Source organism: Sphingobium anseongense (assembly GCF_037725245.1).
GTDB lineage: Bacteria > Pseudomonadota > Alphaproteobacteria > Sphingomonadales > Sphingomonadaceae > Sphingobium.
In genome coordinates, this window is sequence record NZ_JBBJUL010000005.1 from 177,693 (window position 1) to 201,291 (window position 23,599).

The 23,599-nt window shown below is 67.3% G+C and carries 23 protein-coding genes; 14 read left to right on the forward strand and 9 right to left on the reverse strand.

Going from position 1 to position 23,599, the window contains the following annotated elements; translation table 11 throughout:
• The first annotated feature begins 10 nt into the window (after nt 1–10).
• The 3 genes from motA to WG908_RS09055 all read left to right on the forward strand — a co-directional run bounded on the left by motA (nt 11) and on the right by WG908_RS09055 (nt 2,605).
• The gene (gene motA / locus WG908_RS09045; RefSeq protein WP_340186240.1) at nt 11–874 is read left to right on the forward strand and encodes a flagellar motor stator protein MotA; all 864 of its coding nucleotides are present in this window, start codon (nt 11–13) and stop codon (nt 872–874) included.
• A 3-nt stretch (nt 875–877) separates the two neighbouring features.
• The gene (locus WG908_RS09050) at nt 878–1,927 is read left to right on the forward strand and encodes a flagellar motor protein MotB (protein ID WP_340186241.1); all 1,050 of its coding nucleotides are present in this window, start codon (nt 878–880) and stop codon (nt 1,925–1,927) included.
• Nucleotides 1,928–2,047: 120 nt separating this feature from the next.
• On the forward strand, nt 2,048–2,605 hold the full coding sequence (locus tag WG908_RS09055) for a hypothetical protein (RefSeq protein ID WP_340186242.1): 558 nt from the start codon (nt 2,048–2,050) through the stop codon (nt 2,603–2,605).
• A gap of 6 nt (nt 2,606–2,611) precedes the next feature.
• On the opposite strand, the gene WG908_RS09060 is transcribed toward WG908_RS09055, so the two are convergent.
• The 5 genes from WG908_RS09060 to WG908_RS09080 all read right to left on the reverse strand — a co-directional run bounded on the left by WG908_RS09060 (nt 2,612) and on the right by WG908_RS09080 (nt 5,626).
• Nucleotides 2,612–2,845 (reverse strand): antitoxin Xre/MbcA/ParS toxin-binding domain-containing protein, encoded by a 234-nt coding sequence (locus WG908_RS09060; protein WP_340186243.1) that lies wholly within the window; start codon nt 2,843–2,845, stop codon nt 2,612–2,614.
• The gene (locus WG908_RS09065) at nt 2,842–3,045 is read right to left on the reverse strand and encodes a hypothetical protein (protein WP_340186244.1); all 204 of its coding nucleotides are present in this window, start codon (nt 3,043–3,045) and stop codon (nt 2,842–2,844) included. The genes WG908_RS09060 and WG908_RS09065 overlap by 4 nt, the downstream gene beginning before the upstream one ends.
• 88 nt (nt 3,046–3,133) lie before the next feature.
• Complete coding sequence (locus tag WG908_RS09070; protein WP_340186245.1) at nt 3,134–3,340, reverse strand: cold-shock protein; 207 nt, start codon at nt 3,338–3,340, stop codon at nt 3,134–3,136.
• 217 nt (nt 3,341–3,557) lie between these two features.
• Entirely contained in the window at nt 3,558–4,910 is a 1,353-nt protein-coding gene (locus tag WG908_RS09075; RefSeq protein WP_445326691.1) for a sensor histidine kinase, read from the reverse strand.
• Complete coding sequence (locus WG908_RS09080; RefSeq protein ID WP_340186247.1) at nt 4,907–5,626, reverse strand: response regulator; 720 nt, start codon at nt 5,624–5,626, stop codon at nt 4,907–4,909. The genes WG908_RS09075 and WG908_RS09080 overlap by 4 nt, the downstream gene beginning before the upstream one ends.
• 208 nt (nt 5,627–5,834) lie before the next feature.
• Between WG908_RS09080 and WG908_RS09085 the strand changes: the two genes are divergently transcribed.
• The 4 genes from WG908_RS09085 to WG908_RS09100 all read left to right on the forward strand — a co-directional run bounded on the left by WG908_RS09085 (nt 5,835) and on the right by WG908_RS09100 (nt 9,142).
• Nucleotides 5,835–6,470 carry a LolA family protein gene (locus WG908_RS09085; RefSeq protein ID WP_340186248.1) on the forward strand — a complete coding sequence of 212 codons (636 nt, stop codon included), beginning with the start codon at nt 5,835–5,837 and terminating at the stop codon, nt 6,468–6,470.
• 289 nt (nt 6,471–6,759) lie between these two features.
• The gene (locus tag WG908_RS09090) at nt 6,760–7,557 is read left to right on the forward strand and encodes an exodeoxyribonuclease III (RefSeq protein WP_340186249.1); all 798 of its coding nucleotides are present in this window, start codon (nt 6,760–6,762) and stop codon (nt 7,555–7,557) included.
• Complete coding sequence (gene ribA, locus WG908_RS09095) at nt 7,557–8,618, forward strand: GTP cyclohydrolase II (protein WP_340186250.1); 1,062 nt, start codon at nt 7,557–7,559, stop codon at nt 8,616–8,618. Before WG908_RS09090 ends, ribA begins: the two co-directional genes overlap by 1 nt.
• Nucleotides 8,615–9,142 (forward strand): L,D-transpeptidase family protein, encoded by a 528-nt coding sequence (locus tag WG908_RS09100; protein WP_340186251.1) that lies wholly within the window; start codon nt 8,615–8,617, stop codon nt 9,140–9,142. Before ribA ends, WG908_RS09100 begins: the two co-directional genes overlap by 4 nt.
• Here WG908_RS09100 and WG908_RS09105 read toward each other — a convergent pair.
• The gene (locus WG908_RS09105) at nt 9,123–9,542 is read right to left on the reverse strand and encodes a sugar transporter (RefSeq protein WP_340186252.1); all 420 of its coding nucleotides are present in this window, start codon (nt 9,540–9,542) and stop codon (nt 9,123–9,125) included. The two genes, WG908_RS09100 and WG908_RS09105, sit on opposite strands and share 20 nt — an antisense overlap.
• Nucleotides 9,543–9,652: 110 nt before the next feature.
• On the opposite strand from WG908_RS09105, the gene WG908_RS09110 reads away from it, so the two are divergent.
• Entirely contained in the window at nt 9,653–10,186 is a 534-nt protein-coding gene (locus WG908_RS09110; protein WP_340186253.1) for a 2'-5' RNA ligase family protein, read from the forward strand.
• Here the strand turns inward: WG908_RS09110 and ubiG are convergent.
• A complete protein-coding gene (gene ubiG / locus WG908_RS09115; RefSeq protein WP_340186254.1) occupies nt 10,159–10,902 on the reverse strand; it encodes a bifunctional 2-polyprenyl-6-hydroxyphenol methylase/3-demethylubiquinol 3-O-methyltransferase UbiG in 744 nt (247 codons plus the stop codon). The genes WG908_RS09110 and ubiG overlap by 28 nt on opposite strands.
• 98 nt (nt 10,903–11,000) lie before the next feature.
• Here ubiG and WG908_RS09120 point away from each other — a divergent pair, with 98 nt between their 5' ends.
• The 3 genes from WG908_RS09120 to WG908_RS09130 all read left to right on the forward strand — a co-directional run bounded on the left by WG908_RS09120 (nt 11,001) and on the right by WG908_RS09130 (nt 14,225).
• Complete coding sequence (locus WG908_RS09120) at nt 11,001–12,266, forward strand: aspartate kinase (RefSeq protein WP_340186255.1); 1,266 nt, start codon at nt 11,001–11,003, stop codon at nt 12,264–12,266.
• Nucleotides 12,267–12,315: 49 nt separating this feature from the next.
• Nucleotides 12,316–13,326, forward strand: coding sequence for an NAD(P)H-dependent flavin oxidoreductase (locus tag WG908_RS09125; protein WP_340186256.1), 1,011 nt, complete (start codon nt 12,316–12,318; stop codon nt 13,324–13,326).
• A gap of 104 nt (nt 13,327–13,430) precedes the next feature.
• Entirely contained in the window at nt 13,431–14,225 is a 795-nt protein-coding gene (locus tag WG908_RS09130; protein WP_340186257.1) for a hypothetical protein, read from the forward strand.
• A 6-nt stretch (nt 14,226–14,231) separates the two neighbouring features.
• On the opposite strand, the gene WG908_RS09135 is transcribed toward WG908_RS09130, so the two are convergent.
• Both WG908_RS09135 and mutS read right to left on the reverse strand, forming a co-directional pair.
• On the reverse strand, nt 14,232–16,994 hold the full coding sequence (locus WG908_RS09135; RefSeq protein WP_340186258.1) for a [protein-PII] uridylyltransferase: 2,763 nt from the start codon (nt 16,992–16,994) through the stop codon (nt 14,232–14,234).
• A gap of 9 nt (nt 16,995–17,003) precedes the next feature.
• On the reverse strand, nt 17,004–19,664 hold the full coding sequence (gene mutS / locus WG908_RS09140; RefSeq protein ID WP_340186259.1) for a DNA mismatch repair protein MutS: 2,661 nt from the start codon (nt 19,662–19,664) through the stop codon (nt 17,004–17,006).
• Between the two features lie 125 nt (nt 19,665–19,789).
• Here mutS and WG908_RS09145 point away from each other — a divergent pair, with 125 nt between their 5' ends.
• The 3 genes from WG908_RS09145 (at nt 19,790) to WG908_RS09155 (ending at nt 23,580) form a co-directional block, all read left to right on the forward strand.
• The gene (locus WG908_RS09145; RefSeq protein ID WP_340186260.1) at nt 19,790–22,051 is read left to right on the forward strand and encodes an NADP-dependent malic enzyme; all 2,262 of its coding nucleotides are present in this window, start codon (nt 19,790–19,792) and stop codon (nt 22,049–22,051) included.
• Between the two features lie 89 nt (nt 22,052–22,140).
• On the forward strand, nt 22,141–22,794 hold the full coding sequence (locus WG908_RS09150; RefSeq protein WP_340186261.1) for a methyl-accepting chemotaxis protein: 654 nt from the start codon (nt 22,141–22,143) through the stop codon (nt 22,792–22,794).
• Between the two features lie 123 nt (nt 22,795–22,917).
• Nucleotides 22,918–23,580 carry an EF-hand domain-containing protein gene (locus tag WG908_RS09155; protein ID WP_340186262.1) on the forward strand — a complete coding sequence of 221 codons (663 nt, stop codon included), beginning with the start codon at nt 22,918–22,920 and terminating at the stop codon, nt 23,578–23,580.
• The last annotated feature ends 19 nt before the right edge of the window (nt 23,581–23,599 follow it).

A 23,599-nucleotide genomic window follows, 5' to 3' on the forward strand; every position in this document is an offset into this window, starting at 1 on the left:
GGGGATCATAATGTTCGCAGCCATCGGCCTTGTCGTCCTCCTCGTGATGGTATTCGGCGGGTTCGCCTTTACCGGCGGCGACCTTGGTCCCGTGCTGCACGCCCTGCCCCACGAAATGCTGATCATCGGCGGCGCGGCCATCGGCGCGCTCATCATCGGCAATTCGGGATCGGACCTCAAGGCGTTGGGCGGGGGCCTGGGCAAGGTGTTCAAAGGCCCCAAATACAAGAAGCAGGATTTTCTCGACTGCATCTTCCTGGTGTCGAAGCTGATGAAGACGCTGCGGGTCGAAGGGCCGGTCGCGCTGGAGCCGCATATCGAGGACCCGGGCAGTTCGACCATCTTCACCGAATATCCGCGCCTGATGAAGGACAAGACGCTGATCCACCTGATCAGCGACACGTTGCGCCTGGTGGTGGTGTCGTCGGGCACGCTCGATCCGCACGCGGTGGAAGAGGTGATGGACAACAGCCTCAAGACCCACCACCATGAAGCGCTCAAACCCGCCGACAACCTCCAGGGGCTGGCCGACGCGCTGCCCGCGCTCGGCATCGTCGCGGCGGTGCTGGGCGTGGTCAAGACCATGGGGTCGATCGACCAGCCGCCCGCCATCCTGGGCGCGATGATCGGGTCGGCGCTGGTCGGCACCTTTCTGGGCGTGCTGCTCGCCTATGGCATGGTCAACCCCTTCGCCAACCGCTGCCGCAGCGTGATCGAGGCGGACGGAGCGATGTATCATGTCGTCAAGCAGATCATCGTCGCGTCGCTGCATGGCCATCCCCAGCCGCTGGTGATCGAAGCCGCGCGCTCCAGCCTGACCCACGCCAACCAGCCGGCCTTTGCCGAAGTGTTCGACGGCATGCGGGGCAAATAAGCCATGGCCGAGAAGAAGCGCGGCGCCAACGAGCCGGAACCCAGGCCGATCATCGTCAAGAAGATCATCGTCGAAGGACATGGCGGCCATCATGGCGGCGCCTGGAAGGTCGCCTATGCCGATTTCGTGACGGCGATGATGGCGTTTTTCCTGCTGATGTGGCTGCTGGGCGCGACCACCGAAAAGCAGCGCAAGGGGCTGGCCGACTATTTCACCCCGACTCTGGTGCAGATGAAGGAAAATTCGGCCGGATCGAACGGCATGTTCGGCGGCGACAGCATGATGGGGAAGGAAAATTATCCGACCACCGGCGGCCAGGGCAACATGGCCATCACCATCCCGCGCGACGCCACCGGCACCAAGGACCAGGGCGGCACGGCGACCCGCGCCGCCGACCGCGCCAAGTTCGAGGAAATCAAGAAGACGCTGGAGCAGCGGATGGCCGGACGGGGGCTGACCAAGCTGCGCCGGAACGTCCGGTTCACCGAAACCCGCGAAGGGTTGCGCATCGACCTGATCGACGAGGCGGATTTCGCGATGTTCGCGATGGCCACCGACCAGTTGCTGCCGTCCGCGCGGCAATTGGTGGGCGAAGTCGCACAGACGCTGCGCACCATGCCCAACGGCCTGATCGTGCGCGGCCACACCGATGGCCTGCCCTATGGCAATGGCCGCACCATGAACAACTGGATGCTGTCGTCCGCCCGCGCCGAAGCGACGCGCAAGGCGCTGGCGGCGGCGGGCATCGGCAATGACCGCTTCGTCCGGATCGACGGCGTCGCCGACCGCGAACCGTTCGTGAAAGGCGATCCCTATGACCCGCGCAACCGCCGCATGTCGATCATCCTGGGCTGGAGCCGGGGAGCGGCCATGGCGGAGCAGGACGATATGGACGATGATGTCAGGGCCGCGATCCGGGAACGCGACAATCCGGTCACCGTCGCGCGCAGCGACGCGCAAAAGCTGGACATGGGCGGAACGGCGCTGCCGCAGGGCGTGGCGCTGATCAATCCCACCGCGCCGGGCACGTCGAACAAGCCGGGCAAGCACTGAAAATTTGGCTGCGACCTTCGTCCCCTGGCTGTGCTAGGCGGGGGCCGGGCCAGTGCCGGGCGCATTCGCCACGACCGGCAACCGGGGCATGACGCCCCGGCGCGCCGCCAGGGGGCCGCCATGATCGACGCACATGCCTTGCCCGCCACCCTGCTCCGGGCGCACGATACGCTGGTCGCGGGCTGTCATTTCCTGGGGTCCGGCCGGGCCGGCACGAATCGCGAAACGCCCGACGACCGGTTGCGCGCGCGCGTGATCGGCAACGGCCTGCGCGAGCTCGACCGGTTCCTCAACCTGCTGATCGGCGAAGTCGCGCGATCGCTGGCGGTGCCGATACCGGTCGACGAGCATCATACCGCCAACCGGCTGCGGCGGTTGCGCCATGCGCTTGGCATAACCGACCCCGACCATGCCCGGTTGATGGCCATCGGCCGCTCGCGCGCCTGCCTGTTCCATTGCTGGGGCATGGTGCGGCGCGCCGACCAGCCGGGCGAGCGGGGGATGACGTCTGGATGGTGGGCGGCTGGCGGCGAGGCGCGCGCGCTGCGCGTGGTGGCGCTGGGCGACAGGCTGGCGGTCAGCGCAACCGACCTGGCCGAGATGTGCCGCTTCTATGAAATATTGGCAGGAGAGCTGCTGGGACAGGCGATGGCCCGGCCCGCCGCGCGTGCGGCCTGACCCGATCTAGCCCGCGCGGCGCGCGGCCAGCGCCCGTTCGATCGCAGCCAGCCCGTCGGCACTGGCGACGGCCAGATCGATCGGCCGGCCGCCCAGCGCGTCGTCATGGGTGTTGAGGAAGGCGATCGCGTCGGCCTGCCCCAATATGTCGAACGCCAGCCAGGATGCCTTGCCCTGGCGGGCGGCTTCCTCTGGCGTCAGTCGCGGGGTGTTGGCGCGCCTGGAGAAGGGGCGATTCATGCGGCGTTGCCCAGCAGGCCGGCCTTTTCGGCCGCAACGCGCTCCCGCTCGACTTCGCCGCGCATCAGTCGCTCGGCCATCGCACGCCAGGCCGCTTCGGACCGCAGGCAGCGATCGCGGACATTCGCCAGATCGGTGGCGGCCGCATCGCGCGCGCTGTCAGAGGCGCGGGCTAGGTAAAAATCGCTGGTGGCCGACATGGCAACGCTCCCAAATGAGGGGAATGGCGGATCAGGCCGCCGGACCACAAGCAAAAAGGCCGGGACCATAACGGCCCCGGCCATTTCGTCAGGCCGATTCCAGATTCACGGCGGACTGCTTGCCGCGGCGATCGGTTTCGATTTCGTAGCTCAGGCGCTGGTCCTTGTTAAGGGTCGCCATGCCGGCGCGCTCGACGGCGCTGATGTGGACGAAGCTGTCCGCGCCGCCATCCTCGGGCGCGATGAAGCCATAACCTTTGTCTGCATTGAAGAATTTTACGGTGCCGATAGGCATGGGATGTTTCCTTTCACGAAAACAGGAACCCGCCGGCAAGAGCACCGGCGGAGCTGGTAGCGCGAGAAGGGAAGAATCCGCCCGGTGGGCCTCAAAATTCCGTCGCAAACGACGTAGCCTGATCGTTATGCGGGCGCGGAGCCGAAAAGTCAAGGAACGGCCCACACAGGACCTGTCCCCGGCGGCGTCCGCCCCGTTCGAGACGGGTCGCGCGCAGCTATCCGAGCGGCAGCACCAGGCTGGCCTCCAGCCCGCCGCCCGGCCGGTTTTCCAGCCGCAGCGCCCCGCCCTGTTCGGCCATGATCGCGCGCACCAGCGCCAGCCCCAGCCCCGCCCCGCCGGTTTCGCGGTTGCGCGATCCTTCAAGGCGCGTGAACGGCTCCATCATTTCGCCCATCCGTTCGGGCGCAATGCCCGGACCGTCGTCGGCAACGACGATCCGCAGCGCCTGCGCGTCGCGCACCACCGACACGGACGCGCGTTCGCCATAGACGACGGCATTTTCGATGAGGTTGCGCAGCGCCCGGCGCATCAGCTGGGGACGGACGGACGCCACCGCGCGCGGGCTGTCGGCCATTTCGACCGGCGCGCCCAGTTCGATGAAATCGTCGACCACCGCATCGGCAAGCGCCGACAGGTCGACCTTCTGCACCGCCTCCATGCTGCGCCCGGCGCGTGCGAGCGACAATATGTCGTCGAGCATCCGGCTCATTTCCTCGATCGTTTCGACCATGCGCGCGCGCTCGCCATCATCCTCGACCGATTCGGCGCGGACCCGCAGCGACGCGAGCGGGGTGCGCAGATCATGGCCGATCGCGCCGAGCATCCGGTCCTTTTCATCGAGCATCGCCACGATCCGCCCGCGCATCGCGTTGAAGGCGGTGGTGAGGTGGCGCACGTCGCCGGGGCCGCTTTCGTCCACCGCATCGGCAGACCCCGTGCGCGCGAATTGCCGGGCCGACAGGGTCAACTGGCGCAACGGCCGCGCAAGCCGTCGACCGACCCACAGCAGCGGCAACAGCACGATGACGTAGAGGATGAGCGTCTGCACGGCGAGCCAGCCGCCAAAGCGTTGCGGCCCGGCGCCCGTGCGGCCCTGCACGATCACCCAGCGGCCGGGCTCATATTCGGCGGCCATGACGATGCCGCGCACCTGGCGCCCCTGCGGCGCGTCGCCAACGGCGCGCTGGCGGATGCGTTCCCAGCGGCGCGGCGGCATGATCCTGTCGGTTTCCACCACCTTTACCGAACGGATCGACAGCCCGATATCATCGAACATCATTTCCGCGCGCCGGGCGATGTCGGGCCGGTCCTTGCCCGCAAGCGTTGGCGGACCGCTGACGAAGCGGCGACGGCGGCCGGCGTCGCCGCGTTCGGGCCGGTCGCCCCGCGAATCGAGCGCGTCGACGATCCGATAGACGGCGGGTGCGGTCGTGCTGGTCAGTTGCAGCCGGTTGCGTTCGCGCAGCAGCAACCCGAAATTGATCGCCTGCGCGACGAACAGCGCCAGCGCGACGATGATGATGATCTGGCCGACCAGGCTTTGGGGCCAGAAGCGCCGCAAGGTCACAGCTTGCGCACCTCGGCGGACAATGTGTAGCCGCCGCCCCAGACCGTCTTGATCAAGGTCGGGGCCTTGGGGTCGGGTTCGATCTTCTTGCGCAGCCGGCTGATCTGGTTGTCGATCGCGCGGTCGAAGGCGTTGGCTTCGCGCCCCTGGGTAATGTCGAGCAGCTGGTCGCGGCTCAATATCTGGTTGGGGCGGGTGACGAAGGCGAGCATCAGATTATATTCGGCGGTCGACAGCGGCAACGACACGCCTTCGGCATCGATCAGCGTGCGTTCCTGCGTCTTGAGCAGCCAGCCGGCGAAACTGTAGGTCGCGCCGTCGGGGGCGGTGACGCGCTGGCCGCCGGTGGCGACGCGGCGGAAGATCACCTTGATCCGCGCCACCAGTTCGCGCGGGGAAAAGGGCTTGAGCACATAATCGTCCGCGCCCATCTCCAGCCCGACGATGCGGTCGGTCTCCTCCGACTTCGCGGTCAGCAGGATCACCGGAATCTCGCTCGTTTCGCGGATGTGGCGGCACAGCGACAGGCCGTCCTCACCCGGCATCATGATGTCGAGCACCACCAGGTCGATGGCGTTCGCCTTGAGTCGCAAGCGCGCCTCGGCGGCGCTTTCGACGGCGGTGACGCGAAAGCCATTGCGGGAAAGATATTGCGCCAGCGGCTCGCGGATGGACCGCTCGTCATCGACCAGCAGCAGATGGGGACGTTCGGTCATGTCTTGGCGCTCATGCAACCGTTCTTGTCATGGCTGGCGCCGGGTGTGAAGGGCAAAGCCGATTTGTCGGAAAGGTTCGCGGCGGCTGACCAGAACGGCATTGCATCGGCGCGCGGGCCTTTTTACGAAACACAGCCTGACGGGCGGGTTCATAACGGGTTCAAGGCACACTTCCCACTATCGCTCCCCGAACCACCGGAGATTTTCCATGAAGCGTGTCCTTCTGGCGCTGGCGCTAGCGCCGCTGCCCTTCCTCTTCCCGCTGCCGACGGCGGCGATCGCGCAGCAGGGGCCGTCCGACCTGGCCAAGGTCAACGCCTATATCCGCGCGGTGTCGACGCTGACCGCCGATTTCACCCAGACCGACCGCAACGGCCAGGTGCTGACCGGCAAGCTGACGCTCAAGCAGCCTGGCAAGATCCGCTTTCAGTATCAAAAGGGCGTGCCTTTGCTGATCGTGGGCGACGGCAAGGCGTTGACGATGATCGATTACGAGGTCCGCCAGGTGCAGCGCTGGCCGATCGGCAGTTCGCCGCTGGGCGCGCTGCTCGACCCGAACAAGGACCTGTCGAAATTCGGCAAGGTCGTGCCGACCGGCGATCCCGATGTGCTGAGCGTGGAGGCGCGCGACCCCAAGCGGCCAGAATTCGGCACCATCACCATGATTTTCCAGCGCAGCGCGGGCGGCCCGGCAGGCCTGCAGCTTTATGGCTGGGTCGCGCTCGATTCGCAGAATAACCGCACCGCCGTGCGGCTGTCGAACCAGCGCTATGGCGTGGCGGTGGCCGATTCGGCGTTCCGCTGGACCGACCCGCGCCGCACAAGCCGGCCCGGCGGCAGATGAACGGAGCCAGCCGCGCGACGGGTGGAACGGGCAGCGAAATCGGGTCGAAACCGTTCATCTTGCGCTCATATGCCGGCGGCTATCCAAGACCTTGACGGCGCGAGGCGATGACCGGGATTTCCCCCCTGTTACCCGGTTGGATCCTCCGTCGCACAGCGCTTCAAGGGCGCGACATGAGACCCCCGTTCCACGCCCCCGGAGCGGGGGTTTTTGTTTGTGCCGCCCCACATGCCCCGCCGGGCAGACCCGACCTTGCGCGCGCGCGGACGCGGCCCTAGGGGGAGGGACCATGGCCCAGACCCTTTCCATCGCCTCCTGGAACATCAACAGCGTCCGCGCCCGCATCGACATCGTCGAGCGTTTCCTGGTCGAGGAAGCGCCCGACATATTGTGCCTGCAGGAAACCAAGGTGATGAACGACATCTTTCCCGCCGAGATGTTCCGCCGGCGCGGCTATGTCCATCAGGTGCTGAACGGCCAGCGGATGCACCATGGCGTCGCCATCATGAGCCGGGTGCCGATCCACGAGGATGACCGGTTCGACTGGCAGGCCAATGGCGAGGCACGCCATGTCGGCGTCCGGCTCGACAATGGCGTGCGGATCGAGAATGTCTATGTCCCCGCCGGCGGGGACGTGCCCGACCGCGAGGTCAACGTCAAATTCGGCCAGAAGATCGACTTCCTCGAACGCATGATCGAATGGTCCGCCGGGCTGGAGGACAAGCCGACCATCCTGACCGGCGATTTCAATGTCGCGCCGCTGGAGTGCGACGTGTGGAGCCACAAGCAACTGATAAATGTCGTCAGCCATACGCCGGCGGAGTGCGAAATGCTGGCGCGGTTGCAGGCGTCGAACGACTGGGTCGACCTGGGCCGCCATTTCCACCCGGCGCCGCAACGGCTCTACACCTGGTGGAGCTATCGCGCGAAGGACTGGGCCGAATCGGATCGCGGCCGGCGGCTCGATCATATGTGGACGACGCGCGATGTCGCGGCCAAGGCGGTCGCGCATCGCGTGGTCGAGCCGGCGCGCAGCTGGGTCAAGCCGTCCGACCATGTTCCGATCATCACGCAGTTCGCGTTCTGATGGACGGGCGGGCGGCCGCGCGGGCGATCGACGCGCTACGCCGGGGATGGCCGGTGACGGTGGCGGCCGGCGACGGCGCGTTGCGGCTGATGGCGGTCGAGGCGGTGGATGCGGTCAGCATCGTCGCCTTCGATCCCGCCAACGATGCCGACCTGTTGATATCGGGCGCGCGGGCCGAAACATTGAAGCTGACCAACCAGCGCGCGGCGGCGGACCCCGACATGCCGGTGCTGGTGGCGCGCACGCCGTGGATCGACCGCGACGTGGCGATGGCGATCGCCGATCCCGTGCGCGACCTGGAATCGCCGCTGAAAGGTCCGTTCGCCGCCAGGCCGCTGACCGCGCCGGTGGCGGCGAAGGCGGCGCTGCGGCTGGCGCGGCTGGCGGGGATATTGCCGGCCTATCTGGTGGCGCAGGGGCCGGGCGAGAGCGAGGTCGAGGTGACCGCGCAAGACATCGACGCCTATGACGATGCCGCGCGGCTCGCCATCGCCACCCGCGCGAGCCTGCCGGTGGCGGCAAGCGAAACCGCGCAGATCATCGCTTTTCGCAGCCCCGAAGAGCCGCGCGAGCATGTCGCGCTGGTGATCGGCCGACGCGATGACAGCCCGCCGGTGGTGCGGTTGCACAGCGAATGCCTGACCGGCGACGTGCTGGGCAGCCTCAAATGCGATTGCGGGCCGCAACTGCACGAGGCGCTGCACAAGATCGCCGACACGCAATGGGGCATATTGCTGTACCTGCGGCAGGAAGGACGCGGCATCGGCCTGGTCAACAAGCTGCGCGCCTATGCGTTGCAGGACCAGGGGTTCGACACGGTCGACGCCAATGTGCGGCTGGGCTTTGCGATCGACGCGCGCGATTTTTCGGTCGCCGCGCGGATGCTCGACCTGCTGGGCGTCAGCGCGGTACGGCTGCTCACCAACAACCCGAAAAAGGTCGCGGGGCTGGAGGCGGCGGGGATCAGCGTGGTCGAGCGCCTGCCCATCGTCCTGGCCGCCAACCCGCACAATGAACGCTATCTGGCGACCAAGCGCGACCGGACCGGGCACCAGTTATGAGCCTGATCATGGTCGATGCGGCGGCGCGGCGGCTGCGCTTTGCCGCGTTCGACATGCCATGCGCGATCGGGCGGAGCGGCGCATGCGCGGCGGCCGACAAGCGCGAGGGCGATGGCTGCACGCCGATCGGGCGATGGCCGGTGCGCGGCGTGCTGCTGCGGCCGGGGCGGGTCCCGCCGATGGCGCTGGCGGTGCCATGGCGCTGGACGCGGGCGGGGGATGGCTGGTCGGACGACCCCGCCGATCCGGCCTATAACCGGCCGGTGCGGCTGCCGCGCGCCGTTTCGACCGAAGATTTGCAGCGCGAGGACGCGGCCTATGACGTCGTCGTCATTCTGGGTCATAATGATGCGCCGCCGGTCGCGGGGGCGGGCAGCGCGATCTTTTTCCACCTGTGGGTGGAAGCGCGGCCGACCGAAGGCTGCGTCGCTGTCGCGCGGGACGACATGCTGGCGCTGCTGCCGCTGCTGCGGCCGGGCGACGCGATGGAAATCGGAAGCGGCCCTAGCGCAGCACGCCCTTGACCACGAGCGAGCGGGCGTAGAGATATTGCGCGATGGCGGCGACCAGAATGACGGCGGGGAAAATCGCGCTGCCCGCGCCCTTGACCGCCAGCAGGTCGGTGCCAAGGAAGCTGTAGCCGAACTGGGCGAGAACCGCGACCACCGACAGCGCGAACAGCGGCACGGCGGCGGGGCGCTTCATCAGCAGCAGGATGGCGCCCAGCGTCCCCGCCCCGACCGCGACGGCATAGGCGGCCCAGGCCCAGCCGGGCATGGCGGCGAAGATCCGCGCGGTGTAGGGATCGGTCTTCGCCAGCTCGGCCAGATCGGCGCTATATTGCATGGCGAAGGCCGCAACCCCCATGAGGTTCCACAGCAGGATCACCACGCCGACGACGATAAAGGAGGAGGATGCTTTCATGACCTATCCCCTGGATGGCCGCGCTTTGGCAAAGAGGCGGCTTGCGAGCACAATACACCCGACTGCTGCTGACTCGCAACCGCCGGCATGACGATCATTACCATAGCATAATGAACGATCCGCTAATCCTGACGGCGCTGATGGGGCCGGCTGATTTCGCCTGGGCGGACGGGCTGCGGCGCGCGCATTTCCCGCCCGAACGCAACCAGGTGCCGGCGCATATCACGCTGTTCCATCACCTGCCGCCGACGCTGATCGACGAATTGCGCGACCGGATCGGCCGGCTGACCGCCGCGCCGCCGCCCGCCGCCCGCATCGATGGGGTGCTGCATCTGGGCCGGGGCGTGGCCTTTCGCGTCGCCAGCACGGCGCTGATCGACCTGCGCGACGAACTGGCCCAAGCGTTCCGGGGTATGCTGGTGCCGCAGGATATGGCGGCGCCACGCCTGCACATCACGGTGCAGAACAAGGCAAGCGCGGGCGAGGCGCGGGCATTGCATGCGCAATTGTCGGCCGGGTTCGAGCCGCGCAGCCTGCGCATCGCCGGGATCGCCGCGTGGCACTATCGCGGCGGACCATGGGAGCCGGCCTTCACACGGGCGTTCAGGGGCCAGGTTCAGGCCCGGCGCGCGGTCATCAGATAGTTGATCGCGATGGTGTCGGTCAGCACGAAGCCGGCGCCGGGATGAAAGCCGATGCCGTGCAGATCCTCCACCACCAGGCCCGCATCGTCCAGCAGCCCGGTCAGTTCGTCGGGGGTGAGGAAGCTGTTCCAGTCGTGCGTGCCGCGCGGGATGCCGCCCACGCTTTCGCCGACCGTGATCATCGCCAGGCGCGAAAGCGGCGTGCGGTTGGGTGTCGAGACGATCAGCAGCCCGTCATCCGACAGCGCATCGGCAAGGCCGCGCACGAACAGCGCGGGATCGGCGACATGCTCGATCACTTCCATCGACGTGACAAGGTCGAAGCCGCCCTCGCCCAGCGCCTCCACCGCCACCGCGCGATAGTCGATGGAAAGGCCCTGCGCCTGCGCATGCGCCCTGGCCACCGCGATATTTTCCGGCGCGGCGTCGATGGCGGTCACGGCCGCGCCCATCCGCGCCAGCGGTTCGGCCAGCAATCCGGCGCCGCAGCCGACATCGAGCGCGCGCCGGCCCGTCAACGGGCGAAAATCGCGCCCGTCGCCATGCCAGCGCCGGTCGATCGCTTCGCGAATATAGCGCAGACGCACGGGATTGAGCTTGTGCAGCATCGCGCTCGATCCGCGCGGGTTCCACCAGTCGGCGGCCATGGTGCCGAAATGCGCGGCCTCGCGCGCGTCGATGGTGCCGTTGGTGGCGGCTGCTGCGTTGCTTGCCATATCCGTCCCTGCTGCTAATAGGAGCGCCGTTTTCGTCAGGCCGGGCAAAGCCCTGCCGGACATGGTCTTTCTTATCAGCAGGCAGGCTCGACAAGCAAATGGCGCGCATCGTGATGAAATTCGGCGGCACCTCGATGGCGGGGATGGAGCGAATTCGCAATGTCGCCGCGCGGGTCGCCCATGTCGCGGCCCAGGGCAATGAAGTCGCGGTGGTGGTGTCGGCAATGGCCGGCGAAACCGACCGGCTGGTCGGCTTTTGCAAGGAAGCCTCGCCGCTCTATGATCCGGCCGAATATGATGTCGTGGTCGCCGCCGGCGAACAGATCACCAGCGGGCTGCTGGCGATGACATTGAAGGCGATGGGGGTCGACGCGCGCAGCTGGCTGGGCTGGCAATTGCCGATCAAAACCGTCGAGGCCCATGCCAAGGCGCGGGTCAGCGAAATCGAGACGCAAGCGTTGCTGGCCGCCATGGCCGCGGGTCAGGTGGCGGTGATCCCCGGTTTCCAGGGCAAGATGGCCGACGGCCGCGTATCCACGCTGGGCCGAGGCGGGTCCGACACGTCGGCGGTCGCGGTGGCGGCGGCCATCGGCGCGGATCGATGCGACATCTATACCGATGTCGACGGCGTCTATACCACCGACCCGCGCATCGTGGCGCGCGCGCGCAAGCTCGACCTGGTCACCTATGAGGAGATGCTGGAGCTGGCCTCGGTCGGCGCCAAGGTGCTCCAGACCCGGTCGGTCGGCCTTGCGATGAAGGAGGGGGTCGTCGTCCAGGTATTGTCCTCCTTCGATGACCCGACCCAGCAAGACCTCCCCGGCACGCTGATCGTCAGCGAGGAGGAACTCGACGCCAAGCTCAAGGAAGACAAGATGGAACGTCAGCTCATCACCGGCATCGCCCATGACAAGAATGAAGCGAAGATCACCGTCACCCGCGTGCCCGACCGCCCCGGCGCGGTCGCGCATATCTTTGGCCCGCTGGCCGACGCGGCGATCAACGTCGACATGATCATCCAGAATGTCGGCCGCGACAAGGGCGAGACCGACGTGACCTTCACCGTGCCCGGCGCGGACCTGGCCCGTGCGCTCGACGTGCTGGAGGCGGAGAAGGAAACGATCGGCTTCAACCGCGTGATCCCCGATACCAAGGTCGCCAAGATCAGCGTCGTGGGCGTCGGCATGAAGAGCCATGCGGGCGTCGCATCGACGATGTTCAAGTCGCTCGCCGATCGCGGCATCAACATCCTCGCCATCTCCACCAGCGAGATCAAGGTTTCCGTGCTGATCGACGAGGACGAGACCGAACTGGCGGTGCGCGTGCTGCACACCGCCTATGGCCTGGACGCCGAAGCCGCGTGACATCTTCACTCCTCCCCCTGAAGGGGAGGGGCATTTTGCAGGATATTCGATGACCCACGCCAAGCTCACTTCCCTCATGGCGCGCGGCGCTGAATTTCTCGGCTGCGAGACGGCGATCCTGTGCGGGGCAATGAGCTGGGTATCCGAGCGGCACCTGGTGTCGGCGATTTCCAATGCCGGCGGCTTTGGCATCATCGCGTGCGGCGCAATGACGCCGCAACTGCTCGATGCCGAAATCGTCGCGACCAAGGCGCTGACCGGCAAGCCGTTCGGCGTGAACCTGATCACCATGCACCCGCAGCTGTTCGAGCTGATCGACGTGTGTGCGCGACATGAGGTCGGCCATGTCGTGCTGGCCGGCGGGCTGCCGCCCAAGGGCAGCATCGAGGCGATCAAGCAGAACGGCGCGAAACTGCTGTGCTTCGCGCCCGCGCTCAGCCTCGCCAAGAAGCTGGCGCGATCGGGCGTCGACGCGCTGATTGTGGAAGGGATGGAAGCGGGCGGCCATATCGGCCCGGTGGCGACCAGCGTATTGGCGCAGGAAATCCTGCCCGAAATGGCGAGCGAGCTGCCGGTGTTCGTCGCCGGCGGCATCGGCCGGGGCGAAGCGATCGCCGCCTATCTGGAAATGGGCGCGGCCGGCGTCCAGCTTGGCACCCGATTCGCCTGCGCGACCGAAAGCATCGCCCATCCGGCGTTCAAGAAGGCGTTTTTTCGCGCGTCGGCGCGCGATGCCATCGCCAGCGTGCAGATCGACCCGCGCCTGCCGGTGATTCCGGTGCGCGCGCTCAAGAACGCGGGAACCGAAGCCTTTACCGCCAAGCAGCGCGAAGTCGCCAATATGCTCGATACCGGCGCGGTCGATATGGGCCAGGCGCAGCTGGAGATCGAACATTATTGGGCGGGCGCATTGCGCCGCGCGGTGATCGACGGCGATGTCGAGGGCGGGTCGCTGATGGCGGGCCAGTCGGTGGGCATGGTCAAGGCCGAAGAGCCGGTCGCGACGATCATCGCGACACTGATGGACGAAGCGGCGGCGGCGCTCGGCCAGCGGGGCTAGGGGCGGGCCGGTGCGGTCTTGCCGGCGGCAGTAGAGTTTATCCTCCCTTAACCATCGCCGTGCAATTTCTGGGGCATATCCGTTTTCGCCGGAGTTTCCTCAAGATGCGCACCAGCTTTCGACGCTCGCTTGCATTGTCACTGACCACGATCGTCGTCCTCGCGGGCTGTTCGCACCGGGCGCGCGACGTCGCCGTCGCGCCGCCGCCGGCCCAGCCGCGAATCATGCCGACGCCGCCATCGGGCGCGGCCCCCGACATGACGGTGCCGGCGATTGGCGCCGACGGTCGGCGGATGACGCCCAATCGCGGGCTGAGCCCGGTGGCGACGCTGTGGCATGTGCGCATGGCGCTCAACGTCGCGGCGCTGTCCTGCCACGACGCCGCCGACGCGGCGCGGCTGCAATATAACCTGTTCCTCAAGACGCATAGGACCACGCTCGCCAAGGCCAACGGCGCCGTCGACGGCGAGTTCAAGGCGCGCTTTGCGGGTGCAGCCATTCCCCAGCGCGAACGGCTCAACACCACCGTCTATAATTTCTTCGCCTTGCCGCCGGTGCAGAGCGCCTTCTGCACGCGCGCGATCATGGTCGGCGGAGTGGTGAACGGCCTCAGCCCGGCCGACCTGATCGCCTATGGCCCGAGCGCGCTCGCAAGCCTGGAGCAACCCTTCACCGATTTCTACGACGCCTATGCCGTCTATCAGCGCCAGATGGCGCAGTGGCGCGGCGGCAGCCAGACGCTGTCGCAGGCGGAGATATTGCCCGAACCAGCGGCCACCCCCGCCGCGATGACGGCGCCGGTCAGGCTGGCGATGACGCTCGACACCGCCGACCTGATCGCGGGCGATGCGGTGATGGCGGCGCAAGGCGGCGCATCACGGGCTTTCCTGGGGCACTGAACCCGATCAGGCGCGCTGGAGCGTTTCGTCCGCCTCGCCGCCGGCCGCTTCGAGCAGGCGGCGTTCAAGTGTCTGGAGCCGGCCCTTGGCCTCTATCTTGCCGCCCAGCAGGTCGGTGACGTAGAAGGTATCCACCGCGCGTTCGCCATAGGTGGCGACATGGGCGCTGTGGACCGTCACCTTCGACTGGAACAGCGCATTGGCCAGGCTGAACAGCAGTGCCGGCCGGTCGCGGGCATTGACCTCGATCACGGTGAAGCGATTCGACGCCTTGTTGTCGATCAGCACGTTGGGCGCGATGCGAAAGGCTTCGGCGCGGGTGCGCGGCAGCGGCCGGGCCTCCAGCCGGGTGATGAGGCGATGGCGGTTGGCCAGCGCATCCTCGATCGCGTTCTTGATCCGGTTGAGCTGTTCGGGGCTGTGGAATGCGCCGCCCAGCGGGTCCTGCACCAGGAAATTGTCGATCGCCACGCCATCGCGGGTGGTGTGGATGCGCGCGTCGATGATGTTGCCGCCGGCCAGGTGGATGGCGCCGGCGATCCGGTAGAAAAGGCCGGGATGATCGGCGGCATAGACCGTCACCAGCGTCGCGCCGCGCTGGGGGTAGAAATGGGCGGCGATGGACAAGGGCGCGCCGCCCGCCCCCAATATGTGCCGGGCGTTATGGAGCAAGATATCGTCCGGTTCGGCGATCCAGTAGGATTCGGGCAGCCGCCGGCTAAGCGCGGCAAACGCCTTGTCCGGCAGGCCCAGCGCCTGCTGGAGCGCGGCCTGCTTGGCGGCGACGCGCTCGCTCCGCCCCTTCTGCTTGTGCCCCAGCCGCAGCAGTTCCTCGGCCGAATCATACAGATCCGCGAGCAATTGCCGCTTCCAGCTGTTCCAGACGCCCGGCCCGACCGCGCGGATGTCGACCACCGTCAGGCACAACAGCAGGCGCAGGCGCTCGGGGCTTTGCACGACGTCGACGAAATCCAGGATCGTCTTGTAGTCGGCAAGGTCGCGCTTGAAGGCGGTGGCCGACATCAGCAGATGATAGCGCACCAGCCAGGCGACGGTTTCTGTTTCCGCGGCGGTCAGGCCAAGGCGCGGGCACAGCTGCATCGCCACCTGCGCACCCAGTATGCTGTGATCGCCGCCGCGCCCCTTGGCAATGTCATGCAGCAGCACCGCGACATAGAGCGCGCGGCGCGACAGCAGCTTGCCCATCAGGTCGGTGGCGAGCGGATGATCCTCCCCGAGTTCGCCCTTTTCGATGCGCGCGAGCAGGCCGACAGCGCGGATCGTATGTTCGTCCACGGTGTAATGATGGTACATGTCGAACTGCATCTGTGCGACGACCCGGCGAAAATCGGGGACGAAGCGGCCGAACACGCTGGATTCGTTCATCCATCGCAGCACCGTTTCGGGGTCGCGCGGCGAGGTCAGCACGTCCAGAAAGGCAGCGTTGGCGCGCGGATCCTTTCGCACCTTGGCCGTGATCAGCCCGGCATCGCGGCTGGCGGCGCGCATCGCCGTGGGATGGATCGCCAGCCCATGCTTGTCGGCCACGGCAAAGATTTCGAGCAGGCGAACCGGATCGGCGCGAAAGAAATCATCGTCGGGCAGCGACAGGCGGCCGCGCTCCAGCACGAAGCCGTCGAGCTTCTTGGGCCGGCGGAAAAAGGCCGGCAGGTAGCGCCGCCCGCGCGCCGCCATCTGGTCATCGAGATGGCTGAGGAACACGCCGGTCAGGTCGCCCACGATTTTGGCGTTGAGGAAATAATAGCGCATGAAGCGCTCGACCCCCGAACTGCCGTGACGCCCGGTGAAATGCATCCGGGTCGCGATTTCAAGCTGGAGATCGAAGGTCAGCCGGTCTTCGGCCCGGCCGGTGATCATGTGCAGGTGACAACGCACCGCCCACAGGAAATCCTCGGCCTTCTGGAACTGGCGCAGTTCCAGCGCGGTCAGCAGGCCCGCATCGACCAGTTCGGCGACGGTTCGCACCTGATGCACATATTTGCCGATCCAGAACAGCGTGTGCAGATCGCGCAGCCCCCCCTTGCCTTCCTTGACATTGGGTTCGACGACATAGCGGCTGTCGCCCATGCGCTTGTGCCGATCGTCGCGCTCGGCGAGCTTTTCGGTGACGAAGGCGCGGGCGGACCCCTGCACCACGTCGACGTCGAAACGCCTGGACGTTTCCTCATACAGCGCGCGGTCGCCCCAGATGTAGCGCGCCTCCAGCAGCGCCGTGCGGACCGTCAGGTCGGATTTCGCCATCCGCATCGTCTCGTCGACCGAACGGCTGCTGTGCCCGACCTTCAGCCCCAGGTCCCAGAGCGAATAGAGCATCGATTCGATGACCTGTTCGGTCCAGCCGGTCGGCTTCCAGGGGGTGATGAAGCCGATGTCGACATCGCTGTGCGGGGCCATTTCGCCCCGGCCATAGCCCCCCACCGCGATCAGCACGACGCGTTCCGATGTGCTGCGGTTGCCGATCGGGTAGAGATGATGGGTGGTCGCGTCGTAGAGCAGGCGCAGAATCTGGTCGATCAGGAAAGCCGCCGCCGACACCGCTTCGCGCCCGCGCGTGGGCCTGGCCTCCAGCCGGCGGGCGACTTCGGCGCGGCCGGCGTCGAGCGCCGCCTTGAGTTCCCTGACGATCGCCGCGCGCAGCGGCACGGGATCGCCCCGGTGGGTCAGCGCCAGCGCGGCGATGCTGTCGGATATCGCGCGCCGATCTATGATCGCGCGGCGCGCGCCCAGCGTCGGGAATTGTATGACCATCGATGCCATCTAGTCGTCGCCGCCGTGCGCGGCCAGATGTTTCAGCCGATATATCTGATCGAGCGCCTCGCGCGGCGACAGGGCGTCGACGTCGATCGCATCGATCGCGGCGCGCAACCGGTCGACCGGATCGTCCGGCGCGGCAGCGACAGCGGCGAACAGCGGCAGGTCATCGAGGCCCGCGGCAATGCCCCCGGTTTTCGCCTTGCCCGCTTCCAGCCGCGCCAGCACGTCCTTCGCGCGCTTGAGCACGGCGGGCGGCAGGCCGGCGAGCCGCGCGACGGCAAGGCCGTAGCTGCGGTCCGCGGGACCCGCGCCCAGTTCGTGCAGCAGGACGAGATCGCCCTTCCATTCGCGCGCGCGGACATGATGGAGCGACAGCGCCGGCAGGGTTTCGGCAAGCCGCGTCAGCTCGTGATAATGGGTGGCGAACAGGCAGCGGCAGCGATTGACCTCGTGCACCGCCTCCACCACCGCCCAGGCGAGGGCCAGCCCGTCATAGGTCGACGTGCCGCGACCGACCTCGTCCAGGATGACGAAGCTGCGTGGGGTCGCCTGGGCCAGGATCGCGGCGGTTTCGACCATCTCGACCATGAAGGTGGAGCGGCCGCGCGCCAGATTGTCCGACGCGCCGACCCGGCTGAACAGGCGATCGACCAGGCTGAGCGTGGCGCTTTGCGCCGGCACGAAGCCGCCCGCCTGGGCGAGGATGACGATCAGCGCGTTCTGGCGCAGGAAGGTCGACTTGCCGCCCATATTGGGGCCGGTGACCAGCCACAGCCGATCCTGTTCGACCAGCCGGCAGTCGTTGGCGACGAACGGCTGGCCCTGTTTGCGCAGCGCGTCTTCCACCACCGGATGCCGGCCGCCGACGATGTCGAGGCAACGACCGCCGGTGCCATCGGGCACGAAATGCGGGCGCGACCAGCCGCTTTGCGCGGCGCGCTCGGCCAGCGCGGCGCTGACGTCGAGCCGGGCCAGCGCCTGCGCGGCCTGCGCGATCTCGCTCTTGCGGGCGAGAGTGTCGGCGATCAGCTCCTCCAGATGCGCGGCTTCGGCGACCAGCGCGTGCCCCCCCGCCTGCGCCACCCGGCTCGCCTGTTCATGCAGGTCGACCGAATTGAAGCGCACCACGCCGGCCAGCGTCTGGCGATGGGTGAAGCCGCTGTCGGGCTGCATCAGCGTGTCGGCGGCGCGCGCGGGCACCTCGACATGATAGCCAAGCACGCCATTGTGGCGGATCTTGAGCGATCCGATCCCGGTCTGGTCGCGATAGCGCGCCTCAAGCGCGGCGATGGCGCGGCGCCCGTCGCCCGCCATGCGGCGCAATTCGTCGAGCGCGGCGTCATAGCCATCGGCGATATAGCCGCCATTGCCGCTTTCGGTCGGCGGGCTGGGCACCAGCGCGCGGGACAGCTTGTCGACCAGCGCGCCATGACCGTCGAGCACGGGCAGCAGATCGCGCAGCAGTGCCGGCTGCGCCTCCATCCGCCCCAACCGCTCGCGCAGCTGCCGCGCCTGGTTCAGCCCGTCGCGCAGCGCGCCCAGGTCGCGCGGCGACCCCCGGCCCATCGCCACGCGCCCCAGCGCGCGCCCGATGTCGGGCAACGCGCGCAGGGCGGAGCGCAGCTGTTCGCGCACGCCGGGGGCATCATGGAACAGCTGGACCAGGTCGAGCCGCGCCCCGATGGCGTCCGCGTCGAGCAGCGGCACCGACAGGTCCTGCGCCAGCAGCCGCGCGCCAGCGCCGGTCACCGTCCGGTCGATCGCGGCGAGCAGGCTGCCCTGCCGCCCGCCGGCCATGGTGGCGGTGATCTCCAGGCTTTCGCGCGTCGCCGCGTCGATCGCGACATGGCCGCCGCTGATCCGCCGCACCGGCGGGGCGAGAAACGGCAGCGTACCCTTGCCCGCATGATCGAGATAGCCAAGCAGCCCGCCCATCGCCGCCAGTTCCGCGCGGCTGAACTGGCCAAAGCCATCGAGCGTCGCGACGCCGAACAGCCGCTGCAAATGCCCCTGGGCGCGCACGCTGGAAAAGGCGGCGCGGTCGAAACCGTGGCTGTCGGGCAGGTCGAACGCGGCGCCGTCGGCCACCACGGTTTCGCTGGGCCGCAGCCGCGCCAGTTCGGCGGGCAGGTCGGATGCGCGCAGCGTCATCGTTTCGAACCGGCCGGTCGAAATGTCGGCGGCGGCAAGGCCGATTTCCTGCGCGTCGTCGCCGCCCACGCTTGCCAGCGCCACCAGCATATTGTCGCTGCGCGCGTCCAGCAGCGTGTCTTCGGTCAGGGTGCCGGCGGTGACGTAGCGGACGATGTCGCGCGCGACGAGCGCCTTTCCGCCCCGTTGCCTGGCCTGCGCCGGGGTTTCGGTCTGTTCGGCGATGGCGACGCGGTGCCCGGCGCGAATCAGCCGGGCCAGATAGGCCTCGGCGCTGTGGACGGGCACGCCGCACATCGGGATCGCCGCGCCGCCATGTTCGCCCCGGCTGGTGAGAGCGATGTCGAGCGTGGCGGCGGCCGCCTTTGCATCGTCGAAGAACAGTTCGAAAAAATCGCCCATCCGGTAAAAGAGCAGGCAGTCGGCGGCCTGCGCCTTGAGCGCCAGATATTGCGCCATCATCGGCGTGGGCGGGGCCGTGGTCTGGACCGGGGAGGAAGAGGGCGCGGGCATGTGCTTTTGCCGATAGCGGCTCGCACGGCAACAGGAAAGAGCAGGGAACAGGCGCGTGTCGCACTTGCCCCCGGGCATGGCTTGCCGCTAGGGCGTTCGCAACGGATAGCATGGGCGGGTGAGCGATGACCGATAAGTCGAATGTGGAATTTTCCGAGCGCGAGGCGCTGTTCTTCCATTCGACCGGTCGCCCCGGCAAGATCGAGATCATCGCGTCCAAGCCGATGGCGACGCAGCGGGACCTGAGCCTGGCCTATTCGCCCGGCGTCGCGGTGCCGGTGCGCGCGATCGCCGACAACCCGGCCACCGCCTATGACTATACCGCCAAGGGCAATCTGGTCGCGGTCATTTCCAACGGCACCGCGATCCTGGGCCTGGGCAATCTCGGCGCGCTCGCGTCCAAGCCGGTGATGGAAGGCAAGGCGGTCCTGTTCAAGCGCTTCGCCGACGTCGATTCGATCGACATCGAGCTAAAGACCGAGGATGTCGACCGCTTCATCGATGCGGTCGAGCTGATGGAACCGACCTTTGGCGGCATCAACCTTGAAGATATCAAGGCGCCCGAATGCTTCATCATCGAACAGACGTTGAAGGAGCGGATGAACATTCCGGTCTTTCACGACGATCAGCATGGCACCGCGATCATCGCCGCGGCCGGGGTCATCAACGCCGCGCGGGTGACGGGCCGCGAGATGAAGGACATGAAGGTCGTGGTGAACGGCGCGGGCGCGGCGTCGATCGCCTGCACCGAACTGATCAAGGCGATCGGCGTGCCGTCCGACCAGGTCATCATGTGCGATAGCAAGGGCGTGATCTACCGGGGCCGCACCGACGGCATGAACCAGTGGAAATCGGCCCATGCAGTGTCGACCGACGCGCGCACGCTGAAGGAAGCGATGAAGGGCGCGGACGTGTTCCTGGGCCTGTCGGTCGCGGGCGCGGTGACGCCGGACATGGTCAAGGACATGGCGCCCCGCCCGATCATCTTCGCCATGGCCAATCCCGACCCGGAAATCACGCCGCCCGATGCCAAGGCGGTGCGCCCCGATGCGATCGTGGCCACCGGTCGTTCGGATTATCCCAACCAGGTCAACAACGTCCTGGGTTTCCCGTTCATCTTCCGCGGCGCGCTCGACGTGCGGGCGACGACGATCAACGAGGCGATGAAGATCGCCGCCGCTCACGCCATCGCCGAACTGGCGCGCGAACAGGTGCCCGAGGAAGTGGCAAAGGCCTATGGCACGCTGCACAGTTTCGGCCCCGACTATATCATCCCCGCGCCGTTCGACCCGCGCCTGATGGAGGTCGTTCCCGCCGCCGTCGCCCAGGCGGCGATGGACAGCGGCGTCGCGCAAAAGCCGATCCCCGACATGGCCGCCTATCGCCAGTCATTGAAGGCCCGGCTCAATCCCACCACCACCGTGCTGACCACCGCCTATGAGGTCGCAAGGGCCAATCCCAAGCGCGTGGTGTTTGCCGAAGGCGAGGAGGAAGTGGTGCTGCGCGCCGCGATCCAGTTCCGTGAACTGGGCTATGGCATCCCGGTGCTGGTCGGCCGCGACGAAGTGATGGACAAGCTCAAGGCGCTCGGCGTGCGCGATCCCGAAGGCTATGAGCTGCACAACAGCCTGCATTCGCCGCTGGTGCCGCAGATGGTCGACCTGCTCTATGCCCGCCTCCAGCGGCGCGGCTATCTGCGCCGCGATTGCGAGCGGATGGTCAATCGCGATCGCAACATCTTTGGCGCATTGCTGGTGAAGATGGGGCAGGCGGACGCGATGATTTCCGGGTCGACGCGGCCCTATGCGCAGACGATGCGCGAGATCAAGCGCGTGATCGATCCGATGCCGGGGCGCACGCCGTTCGGCATCCATGTCATGGTCGGCAAGAACCATACCGTGTTCATGGCCGACACCACCGTCAACGAACGGCCGACCGCAAGCGAGCTGGCCGACATCGCCGAGGGCACGGTCGAGGTGGCGCGGCGCATGGGCCACGACCCGCGCGTCGCCTTCCTGAGCTATTCCAGCTTCGGCAACCCGCCCGGCACCTTTCTGGAAAATATCCGCGAGGCGGTGACCATCCTCGACCAGCGCGGCGTGGATTTCGAATATGAAGGCGAAATGGCCGCCGACGTCGCGCTCAACCCTACGGTGATGCGGAATTATCCGTTCAGCCGGTTGTCGGGACCGGCCAACATCCTGGTGATGCCGGGGCTGCAATCGGCCAATATCTCGGCCAAGCTGCTGCGCGAACTGGGCGGCGACAGCGTGATCGGGCCGATGCTGGTCGGCATGGAAAAGTCGGTGCAGATCGCGACGATGGCGTCCAATGCGTCCGAACTGCTGACGCTGGCGGTGCTCGCGGCCGGCGGGGTGGCGTTGTAGCAGGGGCGCGGCCCCGCGCGCCGGCACCTTGGGATTAAGGGCAAAATAACCATTTCCGCCATATCGCCATGGTTCAAGGGAGAGAAGCCATGCGCGGAATCGCGATCGACCCATCATCCATGTGCCAGGCCATGGAGCGTTCCGCCGCGATCGCGACATTCGACATGGGGGGCCATGTCACCGGCGCCAATGACAATTTCCTCGCGCTGTTTGGTTATGACTTCGATCAGATCGTGGGCCGGCACCACCGGATGTTCTGCCAGCCCGACCATGTCGGATCGGTGGAATATCGCGCCTTCTGGGACAGGTTGCGGTCGGGCCAGTTCGACACCGGGGCCTATTGCCGGTTGAACCGGCAGGGCGATCCGGTCTGGATCCGGGGCAGCTACAGCCCGCTTCATGGCGACGATGGCGCGCAGGCGGGCGTCGTCAAATTCGCCCACGACATCAGCGCCGAGCGCCAAGCCGTCGCCGCGCGCGAACAGGCCGAAACATTGCTGCGTCAACAGGACACCGATCGGCATGCGGCCACGACGGCGGTGCTGCGTCAGATTTCGGAAATCGTCGATGCGATCGACGGGATCGCGCGCCAGACCAATCTTCTCGCGCTCAACGCCACGATCGAAGCGGCGCGGGCGGGCGATGCCGGCCGCGGTTTTTCTGTCGTTGCCGCCGAAGTTAAGAAGCTCGCGGTCGATACCCAGGGCGCCACCAGCCGCGCCCGCCGCCTGATCGCCCACTGACATATTTTGCGACACGATTCCCGGTCGGCTGACATATCCGCGCGACAAGCGTTGTTCAAAAGAGACAACATGGAAGCGACGAAGACGGCTTCCTCCTCAATGACGCATGGAAGGAATTTCGTAATGATCCGCAAGTTCATGATGACGGTAGCGCTGGGTTCGCTCGCTGTAGGCGGCCTCGCCGCCACGCACCTCGCCTTCGCCCAGCCCGGCGGCCCCGGTGGCGGTTCGCCTCGCGGCGGCATGATGGCCAAGGCCGACGCCAACAAGGACGGCACGCTCACCAGGGCCGAGCTGACCGCCGCGCTGACCGCGCGTTTTGCCCGGATGGACCCGAACGGCGACGGCCAGGTGACGAAGGCGGAGCGTGACGCCCAGCGTCAGGCGCGCTTCGACGAACGCTTCGCCCGGCTCGACACCGACAGGAACGGCCAGGTCAGCAAGGCCGAGTTCGCCGCCGCGCGGGACAATCGCATGGAACGCCGGGCCGAACGCCGCGCCCAAGCGGGTGCGGGCCAGCCCGAAGGCCACCGCATGGGCGGCCACCATCGCGGTCATGGCATGAAGCGCGGCATGATGGGCGGCGGCATGATGGGCAAGGGCCGGGCCGACGCCAATCAGGACGGCACGCTGACCAGCGCCGAATTCATGGCGCCTCCGCTGGCGATGTTCGACAAGGCCGACGCCAACAAGGACGGCGGCGTGACCGCCGCCGAGATGCAGGAAGCGCGCACCGCGATGCACGCCGAGTGGAAGGCGCGCCTCGGCGCCGCGCCCGGCAACTGACGGGCAGCCGAAGGTTCGA

Coding starts and splice junctions, on each gene's coding strand:
- WG908_RS09120 (WP_340186255.1), top strand. CDS start 11,001: ATGGCGCGCATCGTGATGAAATTCGGCGGCACCTCGATGGCGGGGATG.
- WG908_RS09085 (WP_340186248.1), top strand. CDS start 5,835: ATGAAGCGTGTCCTTCTGGCGCTGGCGCTAGCGCCGCTGCCCTTCCTC.
- WG908_RS09060 (WP_340186243.1), bottom strand. CDS start 2,845: ATGAATCGCCCCTTCTCCAGGCGCGCCAACACCCCGCGACTGACGCCA.
- motA (WP_340186240.1), top strand. CDS start 11: ATGTTCGCAGCCATCGGCCTTGTCGTCCTCCTCGTGATGGTATTCGGC.
- WG908_RS09080 (WP_340186247.1), bottom strand. CDS start 5,626: ATGACCGAACGTCCCCATCTGCTGCTGGTCGATGACGAGCGGTCCATC.
- WG908_RS09070 (WP_340186245.1), bottom strand. CDS start 3,340: ATGCCTATCGGCACCGTAAAATTCTTCAATGCAGACAAAGGTTATGGC.
- WG908_RS09090 (WP_340186249.1), top strand. CDS start 6,760: ATGGCCCAGACCCTTTCCATCGCCTCCTGGAACATCAACAGCGTCCGC.
- WG908_RS09145 (WP_340186260.1), top strand. CDS start 19,790: ATGACCGATAAGTCGAATGTGGAATTTTCCGAGCGCGAGGCGCTGTTC.
- WG908_RS09110 (WP_340186253.1), top strand. CDS start 9,653: ATGAACGATCCGCTAATCCTGACGGCGCTGATGGGGCCGGCTGATTTC.
- WG908_RS09125 (WP_340186256.1), top strand. CDS start 12,316: ATGACCCACGCCAAGCTCACTTCCCTCATGGCGCGCGGCGCTGAATTT.
- WG908_RS09130 (WP_340186257.1), top strand. CDS start 13,431: ATGCGCACCAGCTTTCGACGCTCGCTTGCATTGTCACTGACCACGATC.
- WG908_RS09105 (WP_340186252.1), bottom strand. CDS start 9,542: ATGAAAGCATCCTCCTCCTTTATCGTCGTCGGCGTGGTGATCCTGCTG.
- WG908_RS09150 (WP_340186261.1), top strand. CDS start 22,141: ATGCGCGGAATCGCGATCGACCCATCATCCATGTGCCAGGCCATGGAG.
- WG908_RS09135 (WP_340186258.1), bottom strand. CDS start 16,994: ATGGTCATACAATTCCCGACGCTGGGCGCGCGCCGCGCGATCATAGAT.
- WG908_RS09100 (WP_340186251.1), top strand. CDS start 8,615: ATGAGCCTGATCATGGTCGATGCGGCGGCGCGGCGGCTGCGCTTTGCC.
- ribA (WP_340186250.1), top strand. CDS start 7,557: ATGGACGGGCGGGCGGCCGCGCGGGCGATCGACGCGCTACGCCGGGGA.
- WG908_RS09155 (WP_340186262.1), top strand. CDS start 22,918: ATGATCCGCAAGTTCATGATGACGGTAGCGCTGGGTTCGCTCGCTGTA.
- WG908_RS09050 (WP_340186241.1), top strand. CDS start 878: ATGGCCGAGAAGAAGCGCGGCGCCAACGAGCCGGAACCCAGGCCGATC.
- mutS (WP_340186259.1), bottom strand. CDS start 19,664: ATGCCCGCGCCCTCTTCCTCCCCGGTCCAGACCACGGCCCCGCCCACG.
- WG908_RS09065 (WP_340186244.1), bottom strand. CDS start 3,045: ATGTCGGCCACCAGCGATTTTTACCTAGCCCGCGCCTCTGACAGCGCG.
- ubiG (WP_340186254.1), bottom strand. CDS start 10,902: ATGGCAAGCAACGCAGCAGCCGCCACCAACGGCACCATCGACGCGCGC.
- WG908_RS09055 (WP_340186242.1), top strand. CDS start 2,048: ATGATCGACGCACATGCCTTGCCCGCCACCCTGCTCCGGGCGCACGAT.